20 protein-coding genes and 1 pseudogene are annotated in these 19,433 nt (G+C 61.1%); 7 read left to right on the forward strand and 14 right to left on the reverse strand.

Features of this window, described 5'->3' with window-relative positions; translation table 11 throughout:
• Nucleotides 1-367: 367 nt before the first annotated feature.
• Together ABQ039_RS01675 and ABQ039_RS01680 are read left to right on the forward strand one after the other, a co-directional pair.
• A complete protein-coding gene (locus tag ABQ039_RS01675) occupies nucleotides 368-865 on the forward strand; it encodes a hypothetical protein (RefSeq protein ID WP_184609911.1) in 498 nt (165 codons plus the stop codon).
• Complete coding sequence (locus ABQ039_RS01680; RefSeq protein ID WP_260297427.1) at nucleotides 862-2,958, forward strand: methyl-accepting chemotaxis protein; 2,097 nt, start codon at nucleotides 862-864, stop codon at nucleotides 2,956-2,958. Before ABQ039_RS01675 ends, ABQ039_RS01680 begins: the two co-directional genes overlap by 4 nt.
• A 190-nt stretch (nucleotides 2,959-3,148) precedes the next feature.
• On the opposite strand, the gene ABQ039_RS01685 is transcribed toward ABQ039_RS01680, so the two are convergent.
• The 8 genes from ABQ039_RS01685 to ABQ039_RS01720 all read right to left on the reverse strand — a co-directional run bounded on the left by ABQ039_RS01685 (nucleotide 3,149) and on the right by ABQ039_RS01720 (nucleotide 8,119).
• Nucleotides 3,149-3,610 (reverse strand): isoprenylcysteine carboxylmethyltransferase family protein, encoded by a 462-nt coding sequence (locus ABQ039_RS01685; RefSeq protein ID WP_047129530.1) that lies wholly within the window; start codon nucleotides 3,608-3,610, stop codon nucleotides 3,149-3,151.
• 99 nt (nucleotides 3,611-3,709) lie between these two features.
• The gene (locus ABQ039_RS01690; protein WP_184609913.1) at nucleotides 3,710-3,985 is read right to left on the reverse strand and encodes a hypothetical protein; all 276 of its coding nucleotides are present in this window, start codon (nucleotides 3,983-3,985) and stop codon (nucleotides 3,710-3,712) included.
• 78 nt (nucleotides 3,986-4,063) lie between these two features.
• A complete protein-coding gene (locus tag ABQ039_RS01695; RefSeq protein WP_184609915.1) occupies nucleotides 4,064-4,432 on the reverse strand; it encodes a YfeK family protein in 369 nt (122 codons plus the stop codon).
• Between the two features lie 183 nt (nucleotides 4,433-4,615).
• Nucleotides 4,616-5,098: a hypothetical protein gene (locus ABQ039_RS01700; RefSeq protein WP_260297429.1), complete on the reverse strand. Its 483-nt coding sequence runs from the start codon at nucleotides 5,096-5,098 to the stop codon at nucleotides 4,616-4,618.
• On the reverse strand, nucleotides 5,079-5,882 hold the full coding sequence (locus tag ABQ039_RS01705) for a hypothetical protein (RefSeq protein WP_184609917.1): 804 nt from the start codon (nucleotides 5,880-5,882) through the stop codon (nucleotides 5,079-5,081). The genes ABQ039_RS01700 and ABQ039_RS01705 overlap by 20 nt, the downstream gene beginning before the upstream one ends.
• A 401-nt stretch (nucleotides 5,883-6,283) precedes the next feature.
• The gene (locus ABQ039_RS01710) at nucleotides 6,284-6,676 is read right to left on the reverse strand and encodes a hypothetical protein (RefSeq protein ID WP_065047094.1); all 393 of its coding nucleotides are present in this window, start codon (nucleotides 6,674-6,676) and stop codon (nucleotides 6,284-6,286) included.
• A 480-nt stretch (nucleotides 6,677-7,156) separates the two neighbouring features.
• Complete coding sequence (locus ABQ039_RS01715) at nucleotides 7,157-7,465, reverse strand: hypothetical protein (protein ID WP_349778549.1); 309 nt, start codon at nucleotides 7,463-7,465, stop codon at nucleotides 7,157-7,159.
• A gap of 300 nt (nucleotides 7,466-7,765) precedes the next feature.
• Nucleotides 7,766-8,119, reverse strand: coding sequence for a SymE family type I addiction module toxin (locus ABQ039_RS01720; RefSeq protein ID WP_184609920.1), 354 nt, complete (start codon nucleotides 8,117-8,119; stop codon nucleotides 7,766-7,768).
• An 800-nt stretch (nucleotides 8,120-8,919) separates the two neighbouring features.
• Between ABQ039_RS01720 and ABQ039_RS01725 the strand changes: the two genes are divergently transcribed.
• A complete protein-coding gene (locus ABQ039_RS01725; protein WP_184609921.1) occupies nucleotides 8,920-9,582 on the forward strand; it encodes a hypothetical protein in 663 nt (220 codons plus the stop codon).
• Nucleotides 9,579-10,928: a DUF6792 domain-containing protein gene (locus ABQ039_RS01730; RefSeq protein WP_349778550.1), complete on the forward strand. Its 1,350-nt coding sequence runs from the start codon at nucleotides 9,579-9,581 to the stop codon at nucleotides 10,926-10,928. Before ABQ039_RS01725 ends, ABQ039_RS01730 begins: the two co-directional genes overlap by 4 nt.
• Nucleotides 10,929-11,468: 540 nt before the next feature.
• Here the strand turns inward: ABQ039_RS01730 and ABQ039_RS01735 are convergent.
• The 4 genes from ABQ039_RS01735 to ABQ039_RS01750 all read right to left on the reverse strand — a co-directional run bounded on the left by ABQ039_RS01735 (nucleotide 11,469) and on the right by ABQ039_RS01750 (nucleotide 13,922).
• Complete coding sequence (locus ABQ039_RS01735; RefSeq protein ID WP_184609923.1) at nucleotides 11,469-12,302, reverse strand: DUF4238 domain-containing protein; 834 nt, start codon at nucleotides 12,300-12,302, stop codon at nucleotides 11,469-11,471.
• A gap of 65 nt (nucleotides 12,303-12,367) precedes the next feature.
• Complete coding sequence (locus ABQ039_RS01740) at nucleotides 12,368-12,766, reverse strand: hypothetical protein (protein WP_146095358.1); 399 nt, start codon at nucleotides 12,764-12,766, stop codon at nucleotides 12,368-12,370.
• A 5-nt stretch (nucleotides 12,767-12,771) separates the two neighbouring features.
• Nucleotides 12,772-13,341, reverse strand: a complete 570-nt coding sequence (locus ABQ039_RS01745; RefSeq protein WP_184609924.1) for a hypothetical protein — start codon at nucleotides 13,339-13,341, stop codon at nucleotides 12,772-12,774.
• A gap of 71 nt (nucleotides 13,342-13,412) precedes the next feature.
• Entirely contained in the window at nucleotides 13,413-13,922 is a 510-nt protein-coding gene (locus ABQ039_RS01750) for a hypothetical protein (RefSeq protein ID WP_184609925.1), read from the reverse strand.
• 196 nt (nucleotides 13,923-14,118) lie between these two features.
• On the opposite strand from ABQ039_RS01750, the pseudogene ABQ039_RS01755 reads away from it, so the two are divergent.
• Nucleotides 14,119-14,494 (forward strand): annotated as a pseudogene (locus tag ABQ039_RS01755) (phage integrase N-terminal SAM-like domain-containing protein); the annotation flags it as partial.
• A gap of 32 nt (nucleotides 14,495-14,526) precedes the next feature.
• On the opposite strand, the gene ilvD reads toward ABQ039_RS01755, so the two are convergent.
• On the reverse strand, nucleotides 14,527-16,365 hold the full coding sequence (gene ilvD, locus ABQ039_RS01760; RefSeq protein WP_046345393.1) for a dihydroxy-acid dehydratase: 1,839 nt from the start codon (nucleotides 16,363-16,365) through the stop codon (nucleotides 14,527-14,529).
• Between the two features lie 404 nt (nucleotides 16,366-16,769).
• On the opposite strand from ilvD, the gene ABQ039_RS01765 reads away from it, so the two are divergent.
• Nucleotides 16,770-18,137 (forward strand): glycoside hydrolase family 5 protein, encoded by a 1,368-nt coding sequence (locus ABQ039_RS01765; protein ID WP_046345394.1) that lies wholly within the window; start codon nucleotides 16,770-16,772, stop codon nucleotides 18,135-18,137.
• Nucleotides 18,138-18,182: 45 nt separating this feature from the next.
• The gene (locus ABQ039_RS01770) at nucleotides 18,183-18,449 is read left to right on the forward strand and encodes a YkgJ family cysteine cluster protein (RefSeq protein ID WP_080959949.1); all 267 of its coding nucleotides are present in this window, start codon (nucleotides 18,183-18,185) and stop codon (nucleotides 18,447-18,449) included.
• 13 nt (nucleotides 18,450-18,462) lie between these two features.
• On the opposite strand, the gene ABQ039_RS01775 is transcribed toward ABQ039_RS01770, so the two are convergent.
• Nucleotides 18,463-19,359 (reverse strand): DUF2167 domain-containing protein, encoded by an 897-nt coding sequence (locus tag ABQ039_RS01775; RefSeq protein ID WP_349778551.1) that lies wholly within the window; start codon nucleotides 19,357-19,359, stop codon nucleotides 18,463-18,465.
• Between the last annotated feature and the right edge of the window lie 74 nt (nucleotides 19,360-19,433).

Raw genomic sequence — 19,433 nt, forward strand, 5'->3', positions numbered from 1 at the left:
CGTCGAGGCATCGGTACTCGGGCCCTGGAGCGTAGGCGACTCTAGTGGCGGACTCGCCATGCATCGCTGCTGTCGAGGGCATGCCCTGGCACCTGGACCCGACTTCAGAGTGACGACATCACAGCCACCACGGCCTGCCACGCACGCGGCGGACCCGCCGTCGATCTGTGAACGCGTGCTCACAAAATCCCGCGCCGGATAAACGTCTGCCAGCGCAACCACGCCACGCGTCGCCCGCAAACCCTTGCGGCGTAACGGGCCTGCCGCACGCTATCGCTGCCATCGCTAATTTCAATCGCAAGCCGGCTCAAGCGTACGCACCGGCACCCGATAAGGGGCTCACCTTATCTCGCGAATCCGCTGCGCCATGCCCGTCTTCGGCACCCTGTCCGCCTCAACGCGACGCACCCTGGGCGCTGCCCTGCTCGCGCTGTGGTGCGGCTGGATCGCCGTGGCCTGGACCACGCCCCACGCGCAAGCCACCGACGTCGCCAGTGCATGGGCGCAGGTCCAGGCCAGCCTGCCGGCCGCGCAGCAGGCGCCGATGCTGATCGGCGTCGCAGGTGCCTGCGCCTGCACCGACCCGGCCGCCGATCGCGCCTGGGCCGTGCTCAGCAACGCGGTACGTGCGCGTGGCGGCCAGGTGCGCATGCTCGACACCCCCGCACTGCGTGGCAGCGGCTATGCCGTGTGGCTGCTCGGCGCTGACGGCCAGCCACGCTACGCCGGCCCCGTAGACGGCGGCGCCGTGTGCGGCACCGCCGGCGCTGCGGATTGGTCGCGCTGGTTACCCGATGTCCTGGCGCGCACCCCGGGTGCCGCGCTGGTGTCCCCTTGTCCCTGTGCCGTGGAGTCGCTGTCATGATGGAACTGTCCGCATCGGCACCGCCGACCTCCACCTACGCCACCCGCCTGGCGATCAAGGCCGACCGGCTGTTTCTGTGGCTGGCCGTGCTGCAGAGCGTCGGCTCGCTGGGCCTGGCCTGGTACCAGGGCCAATGGACCACGTTTCTGGCGGTCACGCTGCCCAGCCTGTTACTGATGGCCTGGCAAGTGCAGGCCAACCCCGGCACGCGCCTGACCCGCATCACCAACGCGCTGGTGCTGATGGCCCTGGTCGCGGCCACCATCCAGCAGGCGCATGGCCTGGTGGAAATGCACTTTGGCGTGTTCGTGATCCTGGCGCTGCTGCTGTACTACCGCGACTGGCTGCCGGTGGTGGTCGCCGCAGGCGCCATCGCCGTGCATCACCTGGCGTTCTACTGGCTGCAATCGCGCGGCATGCCGGTGCAGGCGTTCACCGTCGGCAGCGGCTTCGGCATCGTGGTGCTGCATGCCGGCTACGTGATCGTCGAAACCGCCTTCGTCTGCGTGATGGCCATCCAGCTGCGCCGCCAGGTCGATGCCCTCGACCACGAGGCCGAATCGCTGGCCGAACTGGCCGACACCCTGGCCACCGGCGCCACCTTGCCGCCAGCCATCCTGCAGCAGCCCTTCCGCAGCGGCTCGCTGGCGCAGGCGTTGGTGCGCATGAGCGTGCAGGTGGAAGAGCGCATCGCCCAACAGCAGCAACTGCTGCTGGAAAATCGCCGTATCCGCCTGGCGCTGGATGCATCGGCAATGGCGGTGGCCATCGTCGACGGGCAGGGCGCTGCCATCTATCGCAATCAGTCGTTCCAGCAACTGAGCACGCAGGTCGATGCGCACGTGCTGCACACAGCACTGGCCGATGCGGTGCAGCTGGGGCATGACGCAGGCAGCAGCAAAACGCGCGCGCTGGCGGCGTTGCAGCTGCAGGAAAACATCACCCCGGTCCGCGATGACGACGGCGCCTCGCTGGGCGTGGTGGTGGAGTGGCAGGACCGCACCCAGGACCTGGCGCTGGAAGAGCAACTGGCCACGGTCATTGCCCAGGCTGCGCGTGGCGAGCTCGGTGCCCGTCTGCAGGGGAATGCAAGGAGCGGCACGCTCGGCCAGCTGGCCGAGGGCGTCAACCAGTTCCTGGCCATCACCGACGACAGCCTGCAGGACATGCGCCGCATGCTGGCGGCGATGTCGCGTGGCGATCTGACCCAGCGCATCGACCGCCACTGCGAAGGCGTATTCGAGCAGATGAAGCGCGACGCCAATGCCACCGCTGACGAGCTGGCGCGCATCATCACGCAGATCCGCAGCTCCAGCACCGCGATCAATCACGCCGCCGGCCACATCCTGACCCGCAACGATGCCTTGGAGCAGCAGGTGCAGCGGCAGTCGGCCACCCTGGGCCGCACCGCTACCCAGATGCAGGCCGTGCTCGGCACCATGCAGGAGCACACCGCGCAGGCGGCCGACGCCGACAAGCTCACCGCCGCCGCATCCGAGGCCGCACGCAGCGGCGGCGACACCATGCACCAGGCGATGGGCACCATGCAGCAGATGGAACAGGCCTCGCGCCGCATCCAGGACATCGTCTCGGTCATCGACGGCATCGCCTTCCAGACCAATATCCTGGCCCTGAATGCCGCCGTCGAAGCCGCACGCGCCGGCGAAGAAGGCCGCGGCTTTGCCGTGGTCGCCGGTGAAGTGCGCGCGCTGGCATTGCGCTCGTCCACCGCCGCCAGCCAGATCAAGACCCTGATCGGCGAGTCGGTCACGCATATGCAGGCCGGTGTGCAGCAGGTGCGCCACGCCGGCGAAGGCATGCAGCAGATCGTCGCCACCATCGGCCAGGTCAGCAGCACGCTCAGCAGGATCGCCGTCGCCTCGCAACAGGAAGCCGGCAGCATCGCGCAGGTGCATCACACCCTCGCCGGCGTAGACGCCGACATGCGTGACGGGGTCACCCGCATGCAGGACGCCAGCGCCGCCGCACGCGCCATGGGCGACCATGCCGCGCAGCTGGAAGATGCAGTGAGTGCGTTTGTGGCGGAGATGCCGGCAAGCGCCGACGTCGTGAGCGAACGACGGGTTGCCTGATCCCGCGGGGCGCTGCTCTGGGCTTGCGCAAGCCATAGGCTTTGCCCTTGTCATCTCTGCAGCGCTACGCGTGATGTACTGCTGCAGGGGTGGGCTGCCGTCGGCGCGGTTGTGCCGCTAGGCCGTCCGCTATCGAGCATGGTCAGCCGGCCAGCGCCAAGCGAATGACTGAGTGCGTCGCCACACTCGCTCACAGCCAGCGTCGAACGCGCGCGCAGAATTCCGCATAGGCGCCAGGAAACCGGACAGCCAACTGCCGTTCCTCCGGCTTGATCTGAAAGCGCGTCACATACAGCACAAACAGCGGGACTGCCAGAAGTGCCACCGCATGGTGCAGATACAGCGTCCAGCCCAGCAGGATTACGGCGTGACCGACATACATTGGGTTACGGCTGTAGCGATATACACCGCCAGTGATCAGTTGCGTGGCCAGCGCAGGTCTCAGTGGATTGACCGTCGTGCCGGCGCGCTTGAACGCAAGCTTGGGAAGTCCATTGAGCGCAATGCCGACACACGCCAGTACACCCGCCACAGGTGCGCGCAATGGTAGTGAAAATGAAAATGCCGGCGTCAGACGCGCGAAAACAAACGCTGCAAGGCCTAGCAACACCATCGCGACCGGCGGCGGGATCTTCGTTTCAAGCCGATGCATCGCGCGGTTGATTGACATGTTCTCTCAACACAGCTGCTCTGAGCTACCAGACCAATCAGCGATGATGCTGAGTCAGCCCGCGCACCCGATGTGGACACCTCACTTGACGAGGTGCGGATTGCGCCCAGAAATCCAGATCCAACCTGCCACTGCACCAACAAGGGAGCCCAGCAGTTCACCGATCATCAAGCGTTGGCCACAAAAGTGCGCCACTGCCGCACCTGCGACAAAGCCGGCAAGGCCTAGCCCCGCAATTTTACGCTGCTCAATCAGCCACTGTGCCTCCTTGGCACGCTTGAGCCGCAAGGCGTACTCCTCTGCCGGATCCCGCGTCAGCATTGCTTGAGCAACCGCATCAGCCTGCGACGATTTCATGTCTGCCATTGATGGGGGATGAGCGAGTTAAATCGCAGTGAGGGGATGGGTAGGTGCACTGGATACCGTGTCATCGCGTCAAGGCTTGCTGCGCAGCTCCCGCAGCTTGCCAGTGAACCAGGATTGGCTGGATACCGGCGCAGCGTCGCCGCAACGCACCTGATACGGCTTGCCCGACATGCTGCTCTTGGTGGCAGCAAGCTCGATGAAGGATTCGGTAGACGTCACCAGCCCCTTCTTCTGCAAGTAGTCGTACTTGCGCTGCAAGTGTTCACTGGCTTTGGGCGCCGCGTACCACGCCCCATTGCGCGAAAACTCGCAGTTGGATTGCGCAAGGACCTTGAAAAGCTGATCGACCTCACGCGTGGTGGCGGGCGAAACCCCTTGGGCCGAGACCGATGCACAGGCACCGAGCAGGAACACTGCAAGACAAGATTTAACGTTCATCGACCGAATGGTAGCGCATGCCAGCGCCTTGCCGACCGGCATCGAGGAGCGGTACCGAGACAGCCGCGGATCCGCTGCCATGGCTGCATTTCACAGAGTTCACCAGGCGGTATCAACGTCGGCTCCGGCAGCACAGCACAGCGCAGTCGGCGAGCGACATACGCGTGTCGCCTCATGCCGGCGTCAGATGGCACCACGCCGACGCGCCCAGGCAATGCCGAACACGGAGCCAAGCGACAGCCCCAGGCCGAGGCCTTGCGGCAGGTTGCCCATTGCTGCCCCGAGGGCAGCCCCCACGGCTGCAAAGATGCCAATGCTGATGCCGACCAATTTGGAATAGAGCTTGGTATCTGCTGGTTTCAACATGAGCATTCCTTCGTTGATAGTTGAACCGATCCACCTAACGATTACATTGCGCAGGCGGGAACTGACGCGCACCACACGTCCTGATTCTAATGTCTTGGGCTCGCGTTGCAACTCCGGAACTCCGCGCTGCGTAGCGGAAGCGTGACATCGCGCCAACAAGCAAGGCTGATCTTCAGCCCATGAGACGGCAATGCATGCTTGCTCAAGCGCATTCGGACTCGTTATAAAAGCGTTGCTTTGCGAGCTCGCACAGACCAGCGGCAATGCAACAATGGAGTCATCAGGAAGAATGCTGAACATCGGGCGGCGCGTATCGCAACAGCGTTGAACCCTCGAAGTAATTCCCGTAGTACTCGCTCGCCCTCAGCCCCGGGTTCGCCTCAAAATCGATGTAAGGCTCGGAACAATGCGGGCAGCGAAAGGGATTGAGATAGGCGTAGCTGGACCCATCCGGCGCCAACGGCAGTGCGTCTTCCAGCGCAGCAAGCGCTTCGGCATCCGGCTCGGACAGCGCTGCGGGGCTGCCAGGCAGATGGCTATCGACGGTGATGGTGTATTTGCCGGACCCCGAGTAGAAGTATCCCGCGTTGCTAAAACCCGCGTGATAGGAGCGGATCAGGAATGACCGCTTGCAGTGGTCGCATTCACAAGAAAGCAGCACGTTGCCACCGGTGATTAATCCGCTGAAGTGCAGACCCCTTGCAAAAAGCCCCTTGCCTGCAAGTGCGGAACTGCTGACGCTGGCGCCCGGCAGAAAGAACGGCTGAAACCTGATCCCGGATGCTTGGCCATTCGCAAACGCATCTGGATCGAGCTGCTCGGTCTGCGAAATGACACAGTCTGCCTGGCCCCCGAGGTTGGGATGCACGCGAACGGAAAAGTGGAACCACCCCGTCGCAGCACCAAGTTCATGCCGATGCACCTCTCCCGCCGAGTCGGCAAACTCCAGGACGCTATTGGCCTTCAACCATGCGGAAGGCTTGAGCTCACACGGGACATCGCTCTCGGTAACGCGGCACAACTCTCGCCCATCGGCGCGAACGATCAATAACGGAGCGGCTTTCTTTTTGAAGATGGAGAACATGCTTTCCTTGGCGGTATGCTTGAGTAGTAGATCGGATCGCTGGGCGATTGGACAAATTTTAAGGCTTTAGCTCCGCTCGCGGCGAGTCAGGGACCATCCCCATGAAAGAAACAAGCAGACACCAAAGAGCGTAAACAAAAAGGTGGCAAGCCCGGCCCAGGATATGCCGAATAGCCAAAAGCCAGCATGACATGCGACCGGGTCTCTCGCGATGGAGGCCGAAGTGGCACAGCGCGAGAGAGTCCTGGTGTGATGCCACCAGGTGAGCGTGACGGAAATACCGAAGAACACGAGTAGCGCAGCGAATAGCCGAAGCGCGCGATAGCCAACTGACGTCTTTGTTGATTTCGAATGTGCGCGCATGGGCAGAGCGGCCTAACGCTTAAATGAAGTGTTGGGCCCTACCACCCCTGAGCTTGGGCAAATGACTCAAGGTGTCGCTGAAGTTTGGCAGCTAGCTCGGGTGACGTGTAGAACGCAAGGTCAGGAGCATCCACGTCATCCTTGAACGCAACGATCACCAAGCGCTCGTGCTTGCCATTCAAGTTGACCGAGAACTCCCAGTTTCCGCTTGTCTCAACCGGCAACGCATCGATTGCATTTGTGAGTGCGTCGGGGTCGAGATTGGTACTGACGGAGCTAGACAACTCATGCAGGAATGGCCCAACTCCGTCTTGATCGAAGTTCATGGAAGCCTCGGACAGGCCAGAGACGTCAACCGTCGGAGTGGATGCCGAGCAGGCTGCGCCTGATGCGAAGAGGAGAAAAGCAAAGGCTGCAACGATCTTTCTCATAGGGGCGAATACCTAGGTTAAGTCGACCGGCGAATCGGCTTCGGCTCGAATGAATTGTCAGGCCGCATGCTGATACGTCACGGCGGCAAATCCAATGATTGCTGCAAGGACAAGCATGACAATCCATCCTGACCTCTGATGGAACGGTACTGGGTTGCACCCAATCTGCGCTTCCGCCGCCGAAGCGTTAACTATCCAGCCGTGGGAGCAAACGGGGCAAATGAGCTGGTACTGCTTGGAGATAACCCATCCGAAAAGATGGTAGAAGTGTCCGTACGTGTACTTGAGACGCAGTGTAAAGACTTGCTCTTGCTCGCACCTCTGGCAGTGCTCATGCTCTGCCAGGTCGAAGGTCAGCACTCGCTCGCCCCATCCCCAAAGAATCATCTGTCTCTCTCTAAATATCCTTAGCGGTCCAGCAACTGGATTAAACAGAACCGCGAACTGGATCCGGCTTGAACGACTTGCCAAGCGTCGCCACTAGTCATTGCTCCCGGCACAGCCAGAGTCCCCCGCATCGCAACCGGGAAAACCAATGTCCTGACCACCCGATGCGCCACCATCGGATGACAGATAGAGTGGGTCACTTGTATCGGACGACGTGGAGCCAGCTGCCTGAGAAGAAGCAAATGCCGCACAAACCACCGCGCCAATGACTGGAACAAGCCAGATGAGGGCAAGTTGCAATGCGCGTTGTGATGGCGACAGCACCGAAACGCGAAGCACGGCAACCGATGCGACGATATTGCCAAGCGCAAGTACCACACCTAATAGAAGCATCAACTTCATCCAAACCTCCAAGTCGCCTGACTATTGCCGGGGCTGCCCGTGTGGCGTAAAAACGATCCTCGCCGAGTCGTCCATGGCCGTCAATCGCTGCAAGCCTTTGCAACAAACGCTCGTTATGCCAGCGCGGCTGCCCATGACCATGTGCTATGCCATAGTCAAGCTAATCTAACGTGAGATGCAGGACGACGGCTTGGTGCTCCATCTTTGTCCTGCGCGAGGAGCAGTGAGCGCGCAAGGTGTGATGCTAAACGCGTTGCGCTTGATGCGGGCGTTGGCGTGCATGCTGCGCGGCGCATCTGCTTAGTCCTTGGGTGCCACCCTGACGATCAGCTCGCCGCTGCGCATGCGGATGTTGAGTTTGCTGCCGATGGTGAAGCCCAGCTGCTCCAGCCAGCGTCCGCGCAGGCGCAGCGTGGGGATGCGTTGGTGGCTGTCGGGGTAGTAGCCGTAGCCGACGGTGCAGTGTTGCGGGGCACGCGGGTGGCCTGGGCGGCGCGGCTTGCCGGGATCGGGGCGGGGCTCGGGGATGGGTGTGCGCTCCAGGTAGCGCCGCGGCGTGATCGAGGGGTCGAGCGAGTGCCAGCCGATCTCGGTAGGCGGTGGCACCGTGGCGCGCTTGCGCGCTGAGGTGGGGCGGGACGTGGGTCGACGCATGGCAAAGCCCTCCTTGACGAACAGGCCCCGCCGCCGGGCGGCGACGGGATGTCGGGAGGTTAGAAACCGCTAACAGTCGGCGGGCGTATTTCCCCGGAGGGTGTTGTATTAGCCGCCCTCCCGACGCAGGCATCGCGTCGGTTGCCCCCGCAAGACTCTGCAGGCACAAAAAACCCACCGGTTTGACGGAGGTGGGTACCGCTGTTAGGGGAGTTTCTACGCTCCTTGCCGAGGAGACTGCTACGCGCTGCGTGACATGTCAACCGGTTGATGCTGACGCTCTTGATAGCGTTGATAGAAGATCTGCACGTTGGCGCTTTACTCGACCAAGTCAGAGCTGGGCATTGGACAAGAGCGGGTCGGCCAATGCGCATTCGCTACACTCCGACAAAGGATCTTCCAGCTGCACAAGCGGTGTTCCTGGATTTGTCCAAAGTCCAGTAGCTGCCTCGTGGGTGCCGGACGGCTGATGATAGGTCTTTGGTTTGCAGTCACTGAGACTCAGGCCGTACCGCAATCGCACGTCAGATTTCCCCTACCCCAATTAGCGGCATCCTATTTGTTTGCGATGACAGAGAGCAGCGGGTCGCTGTGGATGGTCGGGGTGTGATAGAAATTTTAATTGCGCTGTGCCAAAGTCCCTAAAAGCCTGCTTAAATTTTCACGAAACTTATGACGCAGCAGGTACCCTGGCATCGCAACCTTTGGCGTCGGTCCACGCGGATGCTCATGTCTCCGCAAAGCTGCCTTCCGGCAGGCCGTCCGCTCCCAACTCCAAACGCGCAGGGCACCGAGGTGGCATGAACGTATATTTCAAAACCAAGATTGTCGGATGTCTTTTCCTAGTCCTTTTGACAGGGTGCAACCCAATGAATGCTGCGTCTGAAAAGTACGAAAAAAACGGCGAGACCACGGCTGACGGAGATCCGGTCTATCGGAAAAATCAACATCCGACGGAAGCTTACAAGCTCACCATGACGATCGACGATGCGCCGGGTCCGTTTGAGTGGATATCGGGTACCGCCTTTTATCAAATGACGAACCATGAGCAATGCACGCCGATAGAGCCTATTGCGGGTGTTTGGAGTAAGTCAAAAGAAGATGGGATACCCATCAATTTTCAAAAAATAGATCCGACGACATATGTGGCGACGATCTATGCAGACGGCATGGTCGATGCGGATTATTACGGAAAGGGTGTGTGTAATTTTGAACTCAATGGTGTTGGTATCTCGCTAAAAGCAACCGGAAAACAAGCGGATACACGCTTTCAACCAGCGCTATTCAAGAGTGAAATACTAAGTTCTACCCCTAAGGTCACTTACTTTTGGAAGGGGCGCTATCCAAAAGAAGATATGGATAACTTTCCTGATGGTGGTAAGGCGAGTATTGATCAGTTCAACGATAGTGCACGCAACAACATATTCAAGATCATCTTAACAGCTGAGAAGGTGGCCCCATGAGCCTTACAAGTCAGCAATATGCATCGCTTGCGGATGATTCCTACAAGATGCCGCGTGAGACTGGGCCTGATAGTAGTCCTGTCGATATTGGTGGCGTCTCTTACAAACGTCTTGAGTATATGGATCGCCCATCTGGCTATCAGGGCATCATCTATCAGCGAGCGGATACGGGCGAAATTGTTGTCGCCCACCGTGGAACCGAGTTTGATCGTCAACCACAGCAGGATGGTCTCTACGCCGACGGCGGCATGGTTACGGGCAGACACAACAACCAGGCCGCCGATGCGGTTGAGCTAACTCAGCACGCGCTGAAATATGCCGAAAAATTCGGCAAGGACGGCAGGACACCGGAAGTAACCGTTACCGGTCATTCTCTGGGCGGCAACCTCGCCCAGGTCACTGCCCACCACTTCGGCCTCAAGGGAGAGACCTTTAACGCCTATGGTGCGGTCAGCCTGGACCGGCGCATTCCGGAAGGTGGCAACGACGTGATCAATCACGTGATGGCAGGTGATGCCGTGAGTGCTGCAAGTAAGCACTACGGGCAGGTGAAGCTATACGCCGTGTCGCATGAGATCACTGCGTTGGATAGGGCTGGTTACGCCAACGACAGCAGTCTTTTGGATGCACGCAATCCGATGGTCGCAAAGGAATTAGGAGATTCGCATCGGATCCACAACTTCCTGCCGTTGGACGCCAACGGCAAACCGGACCGCTCGGTGTTGGAAGACCCTCAAACGCAGCTGCTGGCCCGGCAACATGCGCCGATGATCGACAAGTATCGCGGCGATGTTGAGACGTTGAGGATGGGCGTGACCTTTAATGCGAGGGTCATTCAAGGGATGAGCTTGGCGGATGGCATCGATCACTTGCGCGATCCGCTTCCCCCAGGTGCTGGACGCACGGAAATGGCTGCGACACGGTGGCAGGAGGTGCAGCAGCGCATGCAAAGCGAGGATGTGCCAGCGTATGTGCCACCGGGCTGGAAGATGCCAATTGGTGGGTCGTTGGAGCGCTGCGTTGCGCCTGCACCTGCGATGGTCTCAAACGACCCTCTGTATCGATCGATTCACAGCAAGCTGCCAGAGGGCACCTCTGATGAGGTTGCAATGCACGCCACCGTCGAAGCCAAGCGTGCGGGCATCCTTCGTGACGATCAGCTACAGAGCGTGACCCTTCACCAAGGAAGCATTTTTATTCTTGGCCAGACGCCGGGCTTCCGGGCCAAGGTAGATCTGTCTGAGGCCGTGCCTCCACTGCAGGAAAGCGTCCGCCAGTCTCAAGCCTTGGATGCGCAGCGGTCGCACCAGGATACGGTTGAGCAAGTACCTACACGATCAATGTAAAAGTCGAGCCGCGAAGTGGCTTCGGCCTGAATGAATTGTTAGGCCCCACCCGTTTTACAGGCGCGACCAGGATTGCCGAAGACCGACGGCATGAACAATGCCAAACGCCAGACAGATGGCTGAGCTGACGTACCAAAATGTCGTGCTGTTGCCCGGGAAGTGTGCCATGAGAGGGACGAAGAAAAGACCGCGTAGCAGGTAAACACCGGTAATAGCTAGTAGAACCCAGCGGAGTAGAGGGAGTCGGCGAACAAGACCAGCGCCTGATAGGGCATAAAGGGACCACACCAACAGAATGCTGACGATCACCAATGTAACCACGGTCGGGTACCAGTGTCCGGCTGATGCCATTTGAGCCATGCCGTCGCCGGCGCCGAGAAGACGGTACCCGGCTGGACCGGCAGCGATGCAGCCGAGATGCAGTAGTGCAGCGAGCGCGTTCAGACCGGCAGCTACTAACAGAAATGGATTGTGCGTCGTAGCCATATTCCTCACGTGTGGTCTAACGCCTGAATTAAGCAATGCCGCGAAGCGGCGACCTCATGACAGTCTGTGCAGCCTATGCTTTTTTTTAGCGAAGTTTAGAGCCCACTGCGACTCCTCGCGAGTGTAGAGAAATCGCATAGCGTTGTAAGCCGAGCGACGATTAAGCTCTAGTACTGTCGAACGCTCGGTCGAAAAGTATTGCGGCCTGTTTGAGTTGGCTCGCCTTGCCCAAAAGCATATCTCTGAGCCAAGCGGCAGGCTTAGCTCGGCTTTATCGGCAGCAATACCTTCAGACTCAAAGAAGAACACCGGATTGTCGCAAGTTATGAAGTGCTCCCCAGTAGTGACCAGAAAACACCACTCCATGGACAATAGACTTTGGATTGTTCTTGGAGTGGCTCCAGATTTCAGTGTGTGATGCCAGAAGTAATCTGACGGATTTTTTTTGTAAGAAGAAATGATATGATTCACTTCCTCTTTTCGTTTTTCTGCTTTCTCCGCGAGGTCTGGCTCGGCGTTCGCAAGTGCGTCAAGTTGCTGTATGACCTGGACTCTGATGGTTTCGGCGAGCTTGGGAATATGGCCTGCTACCCGACTACGTCCAGCGGGGACACGCTCCCACATGGCAATGACGTAGCTTGCGAAAAGCTCGCGATCTCCACTTCTTAGAGGAATTCGATTGCGGATGCGGTCAATCACGTCTTGAGCGGGCCCCTCCACAACATTCGCTAGGTGGCTTTCAAGCTCTTCCGTGTACATCTCTGTTTCGTTCGCAACGGATTTGACCTGGGTCGGAAAGGACCGGCCCGCTATCAGGTCATGACCCCATAACTTCTTTCCATCTGCAAAGCCCAGCAAATAATGCTGCGGAAGATAGTGATGTCCCATAGCTGCCTAACGTTCAAGCTCAGCGGGCGGCGAAGCCGTCCGCTGGAGCGAAGGGTTAGAAACCACTAGCTGAGTTGCTTGCATAGAGACCACAGTTTCGCGACAAGCACCCACATGTAGGTCGCCAACACGGCGGACAGCACTGTGACGAAGCAGTATGCCGTTCGAACGGCGTCATAGTTCCCGAGCGCCGCGATGCCACTCTGCTTGAAGGCGAGAGTTGATTCCTTCGCGAGCTTGAAGGCATCTGGTATGAAGGTAAGAGCAACCGCCAGTGCCATCAGTGCAACGGGCAGGGCTTTGCTGACAAGTACGGACGTTACCGCCTTCTTTGCAGCCACGTTATCTTCTTTGTGCGTCTTGGGTGATGTTTCAAGCGCCTTTGCAATTTCCGCATACCAAAGACTAAAAAGAATTGCGGCTATCGCCATCAAGAGGCTTGATGCGGAAAGTAAATCACTCATTGGAATCAAGGGTTCGGTTGGACACCAAACTTCGCACAAAGTCGATTGTACGAAGATGGCGATATTTCGTAGATGGAAACGCTCCCCTTCTTCTTCGCAACAGGCGACAGGCTTCCGTCGATGTCAGCGAGCGCCTTGTTCAGTTCGTCTACTACGTTCTGACTGTTGATCACAACTGAGTAGTCTTGGGCGTTGTTTTGTCGATTCGCGGCAGTCAGTGCGGCTCTCAGAGTCCGTTCAACATGTGGCTTCAGTTGGTACTGATACTTGGAGATTACAGCCCGAATGAGCGAGCGACTTTCAGTCAATGTTGTTTGAAAGAGACTACTGACTGTTCTCTCATCTGGGATCACACCGTTGAATGCTGTTTCTACGAGGAGCAGTAAGCGGTATTCGAGCATGTCGCTGCCACGTTTGAAAACCTTCTGCCCGCGGAACATGGACAGATATTCACTTATAGATGCGCCAAGCACCGAGTTAAGTCGGGCGTTTAGATCCGGGTCGCTGCAGCCAAGGATCGCGCATATCTCGACTCTCTCTGCAGCGCTGAGGTTGAGAGTGGTAGTGATCTGCAATGTTGTCTCCCTGTGGTGTCTAACACCTGAATTAAGCCGCGTCGATAAGCGGCGTCGGCATGGACGAATTGTTAGCGCCTATCCGGGAGGGCGATATATGAGTCGCTTGGTCGTTTCGCTTTGAGAAACCGCCGGACCTCGTGAAGCACGGAAAAATCTCTTGCGTGCAGCCTTTCCAAGCGTGTGCGAGCTTCCGCGATAGTCTGGTAGTGCTCCTTGGCGAACGCAATGGCTGCCACCGTGTCGGATGGGCATTGATAGAGAAGCCGATTGAGCTTGAGGGTTTCGTCTACAAGCTCGTCAGTGAGCCACATTGACTGGGCAGAGATAAGGAAGAGAGCTTTATGCGCCCGGCTGACATCCCCCTCTGCAAAGAGAAAGTGATAGACCTTGCGGTCTTGATCGTCAGCTAGGCTGGTCTTTAACTGCGTGATCAGATCTTCAACGTGCTCATATGCGTCGACTCGCTTTTTGAGCACAAGCTTGTAGTAGTCGTTGATGTACTGGTTGCGCGCGACGCGCAGCGTGACCAAGCCGCCTAGCAGGCCGCCAGTCACAGCCGTAATGACGCTGCTTGTCATTATCGAAGTCCACGTTATGTCTGGCATAGGCGCTAACCACTATTGGGCCGCCGAAACGCGGTGTTGTGGCGAGTATCTTCGATCGCGAGCGCCTTGTGAATGGGGTAACTCTTATCCCCAGTCAAGGGATCGCATGATAGTAAGCGGGCGCGACAATGCGGATGCTTGTTGCGTTATCCAGTAAGGACGCAGGCGTATGAAATATACCTATAAAAAAGAAGGCGTAACAGCGTGTCCACCGGTCCGGCTGCTCGATCAGCTGCGCGACCGCCTGCGCGTAAAGCACTACAGCCAGCGCACCGAGCAGGCGTACGTAAGTTGGATCCGGCGTTTCATCCTGGCTAACGGCTAACGGCTAACGGCATCCGGCGAAGATGGAGCAGACGGAGGTTGAGGCCTTCCTGACCCGGCTGGCGACCGACGGGTAGGTGTCTGCGGGGACGCAGAACCAAGCATTGGCAGCGCTGTTATCTCTTTATGGCGAGGTTCTGCGCACCGAGCTGCCGTGGATGGAAGCTCTAGTGCATGCCAAGCGACCGAGGCGTATTCCTGTGCTGCTCTCGCACGAAGAAGCGCATGCCTCGCCACGTCGCATTTGCTGGCCCTAGCCGTCCAACAACGCCTTGTCCCGCACCGCACCCTTGTCCGCACTGGTCGCCAGCAGCGCATACGCCTTCAACGCCGTGGTGACCTTGCGTGGGCGCACCTCGACCGGCTTCCAGCCCTTGGCATCCTGCTCTGCGCGACGAAGAGCAAGTTCCTCGTCCGAGATCAGCAGATTGATCGAGCGGTTGGGGATGTCGATCAGGATCTTGTCGCCGTCGCGTACCAGCCCGATCGCGCCGCCCGCCGCCGCTTCCGGTGAGGCGTGGCCGATCGACAGGCCCGAGGTGCCGCCGGAGAAGCGGCCGTCGGTGAGCAGGGCGCATTGCTTGCCCAGGCCCTTGGATTTGAGATAGCTGGTGGGGTAGAGCATTTCCTGCATGCCGGGGCCACCCTTGGGGCCTTCGTAGCGGATCACCACGATGTCGCCGGCTTTCACTTCGTCGGCCAGGATGCCCTTGACTGCCGAATCCTGGCTCTCAAAGACGCGCACATTGCCTTCGAAGACGTGGATGGATTCGTCCACGCCTGCGGTCTTCACCACGCAGCCGTCGCGGGCGATATTGCCGTACAGCACGGCCAGGCCGCCCTCCTGCGAGAACGCATGCGCGACATCGCGGATGCAGCCTTCGCTGCGATCGGTGTCCAGGCTGTCCCAGCGGGTGGCCTGGCTGAAGGCAATCTGGGTGGGGATGCCGGCCGGGCCGGCCTTGTAGAACGTGTGCACGGTCTCTGCGTCGGTCTGGGTGACGTCCCACTGCGCGATGGCATCGGCCAGCGTGCGTGCGTGCACCGTGGCCGCGTTGGTATGCAGCAGGCCGCCACGCGCCAGCTCGCCGAGGATGGCCATGATGCCGCCGGCGCGGTGCACGTCTTCGATGTGGTACTTCGGCGTGTTCGGGGCGACCTTGCACAGCTGCGGCACGCGCTTGGACAGGCGGTCGATATCGCGCATGCCGAATGGCACGTCGCCTTCCTGCGCGGCGGCGAGCAGATGCAGGATGGTGTTGGTCGAGCCGCCCATGGCGATATCCAGCGTCATCGCATTCTCGAACGCTTCGAACGTGGCGATGCCGCGTGGCAGGGCGGTGGGATCTTCGCCGCCGTACCAGCGGTGGCACAGCTCCACCGCCACGCGCCCGGCGCGCAAAAACAATTGCTCGCGGTCGGCGTGCGTGGCCACCACGGTGCCGTTGCCAGGCAGCGACAGGCCCAGCGCTTCGGTCAGGCAGTTCATCGAGTTGGCGGTGAACATGCCCGAGCACGAGCCGCAGGTGGGGCAGGCACTGCGTTCGAACTCGGCCACCTTTTCGTCGGAGGCGCTGTCGTCGGCGGCGATGACCATCGCGTCGATCAGATCGAGCTTGTGTTCGGCCAGCTTGGTCTTGCCGGCTTCCATCGGCCCGCCGGAGACGAACACGGTGGGGATGTTGAGCCGCAATGCGGCCATCAACATGCCGGGGGTGATCTTGTCGCAGTTGGAAATGCACACCAGCGCGTCGGCGCAATGCGCGTTGACCATGTATTCGACCGAGTCGGCGATGATCTCGCGGCTGGGCAGCGAATACAGCATGCCGTCGTGACCCATGGCGATGCCGTCGTCCACGGCGATGGTGTCGAACTCCTTGGCCACGCCGCCGACGCGTTCGATCTCGCGCGCGACCAGCTGGCCGAGATCCTTCAGATGCACGTGCCCGGGCACAAACTGCGTGAACGAGTTGGCGATGGCGATGATGGGCTTGTGGAAGTCCCCATCCTTCATGCCGGTGGCGCGCCACAGCGCGCGGGCGCCGGCCATGTTGCGGCCGTGGGTGGAGGTCTTGGAGCGGTACTCGGGCATGGCGAATTCGACGGCTGATTGGCGAGCGGTGGCTGGCAATTAGACCGCGTCGTGACTGTTGCTGCTGCAACGGTCGCGGCGCACTCCGGTGATCCGGCACGGTAGCACGCGGGCCAGGGCACGCCGTGGCGGTGGTGGAGGGCGCGGGCCGCGCGCATCGCACAGGCGGCGCCGGAGCTTCGCCGGCACGGCGCGCGAACACGCGCCTCCCGCACGCGGCGCCCGCGGGTCGGCGTGGCATGTAATGCGATGTAAACGTATGCGGGACTGCATGCAGTGCCCGGAGTGCAAACCGGAGCGCAGATTGCGCCGTTGCCACACCGGCATCATCGCCTTCAGACCGGTGCGGCAGAGGGGAGCACCACCGCCAAGGATCTCCACCAACGGCACCGCAGGAGGCGCCCATGTCCGACCATCCACACCCACGCCGCACGGCGGCGGCAGCCCCGCATCCCATCGACCAGACACCGGCAGCAACAGCCGGCATCACCCGCCGTCGCGTGCTGCAGGGCGCAGCCGGCGCGGTGGCACTGGCCGGCCTCGGGTGGGGCGGTCGCGCGGCTGCGCAGAGCGCCACCCTGCCGTTTGCGGGCCTGAACCTGTCGGGCTTGGCCTCCAACAGCTATGTGGAGAATGCGGAGATCGGCACGCACTATCGCGCCATTACCGCACAGCACGTGGCCGCCGCCGGGGCCTGCCCGTTGTTCCGGCTGCCGACCACCGCCGCGCGCTTCACGCGGGGGCAGGGCCTGGCCTTGAACGAGACCTACTGCAGCCAGGTCCAGGATGCGCTGGACCACATCGCCGCCCGCGGCAAGCGCGCCATCGTGGAACTGCATGACTATATGCGCCTGCCGCAGCGGGTGGCCGTCAAGTCGGGCTATCGGCGCGACGCCAGCGGCACGCTTGTGGATGCGCGCGGCAACCGTATCGACGACCCGGCGGCCGCCGCGGTCTGGGCCGACACCTATCCGCTGCGCAATTTCGGCTACCAGGGCTATTTCGATCGCCGCGACGGGCTGCTCAAGCTGTACGAATACCGCGTGATCGGCACGCCGGGGTGCACGCTCTACAACGCGTCCGGCCTGCCCGACCTGTGGGCACGCATCGTCAACCGGTTCCGGCAGCACCCGGCGGTGTTCGGCTGGGGCGTGATGAACGAGCCCTATCAGGGCGACGAGCGCGCCGCCGACGGCAGCGTGCTGTCGATGGCAACGCACTGGCAGAACACTGCCACTGCGTGCTGCAAGACCATCATCGATCGCGACCGCGACCACTTCGTGTTCGTGTGCGGCAACGGCTATGCCAGTGCCCGGCTCTGGCAGAAGGATTCGATGGGCCTGTTCGACATCCCCGATCCCTACAACCGCATCGTCTACGAAGCGCACAACTATCTGGACAGCAAGGGGGCTGGCGGCGGTAACTGGATCGGACCGGGCGGGCGCAACGAAGTGATCCAGCCCGATACCGGCATCATGATGGTGACGCCCTTCATCGACGCCCTGCGGGATGCCGGCAAGCGCGGTTATCTCGGCGAGCACGGCTACCCGGCCGGCAACCGCAGCGCGGAGGTCGCCACCACGCGCATGCTGGCCCATCTGCAGGCGAACAATATTCCCAGCACGCAATGGTGCTTCGGCCCCGGTTGGCCGGATGACGACGTGCTCGGCATGAGCCGCGACGTGGGCGCGGACATCCAGGCCAAGAGCAATCTCGCTGCCGTGCAGGCCTTCTTCGACGTGCGCCTGTCCAGCTACATCCCGCCGCGCTAGCCACGCCGCCGCTGCCGGCAGGTGGCGGCGGTTTACACTGGCGGCATGCGCAAGAACATCCCGTGCCGCGCCGGCTGCGCGGCCTGCTGCATCGCGCCGTCGATCAGTTCGGCCATCCCCGGCATGCCGCAAGGCAAGCCGGCGGGTGTGCCCTGCGTGCAGCTCGACGGCCAGGGCCGTTGTCGCCTGTTCGGGTTGCCGACGCGGCCGGCGGTGTGCGCCAGCCTGCGTCCGTCCGAGGACATGTGCGGCGCATCGCGCGCGCAGGCGCTGGCCACGTTGACGGCACTGGAGCACGCCACGCGGCCGTGAGCCGCGGCACGCCTCAGCTGCCGGTGCCCTGCGCCTTGCGGGAGAAGACCCGCTTGATGCCCGTACCCACCGCAAACACGCCCAACAGCACCAGCTTCCAGCCCTTGGCCAGCAACAGGCCCAGCTTGGCGAACAGCCCGGCCTTGGCCGCCAGGCCACCGCCGATCAGGCCGGCCAGGCCATAGCTGGCGATTTTGTCGGTGGACGGGTTGTGGTCGGCGTAGCGCGCGCCCTGGTCGAATTCGGTCATCGGCAGCAATTGCTGCATGCCCTGGCGGACCTGTTCGAGCTGGTCCATGCCGGCGACGGCATTGAGGCTGAGGTAGCCGCTGCGGCCCAGCACGCGGATATCGTAGTTGAGCGTGTGCTGCTGGGCGCCATCGAAGCGCAGTTCCTTGGCCCAATAGAGCTTCTTGCTGCCGGGGTCGTACCGCGGCGGCACCGCCCAGCCGAGCAAGTCGACGGTGCCGTAGCCCTGCTCACGGCGGGCGGCGTTGTCTTCGGCGGTGCCCTTCTGCATGTCGGCCAGCAGCTCGCTGTAATCGATCTTGGCGGCATCCTGGTCGGACACATAACCGTCGTCGGCATAGGTCACCACCACTGCCCAGCCACCCGGCGCATCCAGCGCGGGTGTGCGCGGCACGATCATGCCCAGCACGCTGTCGTCGAGCGGGTTGCCCCACAGCTGCTCGAGCACGCGGCGCGTGTCGGCCTTGTCCAGGTAGTGGAATGCCGGGTCCAGGTCGAAGTGCGCCTTGGCTTGCGGCACGTCGATGTGGCCGTCGCGGTACTGCAGGGCAGACAGCACCTGCGCTTCGTCGACGGCGTCGGCTGGAATGGCCAGCAGCGACTGGCTTGCGATCAGCAGGCAGGCGGCCAGCAGGCTGCCCAGGGCAAAACGCGTATGCATCGGGTCGAATCCATTCGAGGGCAGCGTCCCCACGCCGCAGGGCGCCGATCTTGCCATGCCTGCGTAGGGCGGAC

It is taken from the genome of Xanthomonas sp. WHRI 6108, assembly GCF_040202385.2.
Lineage (GTDB): Bacteria > Pseudomonadota > Gammaproteobacteria > Xanthomonadales > Xanthomonadaceae > Xanthomonas > Xanthomonas arboricola.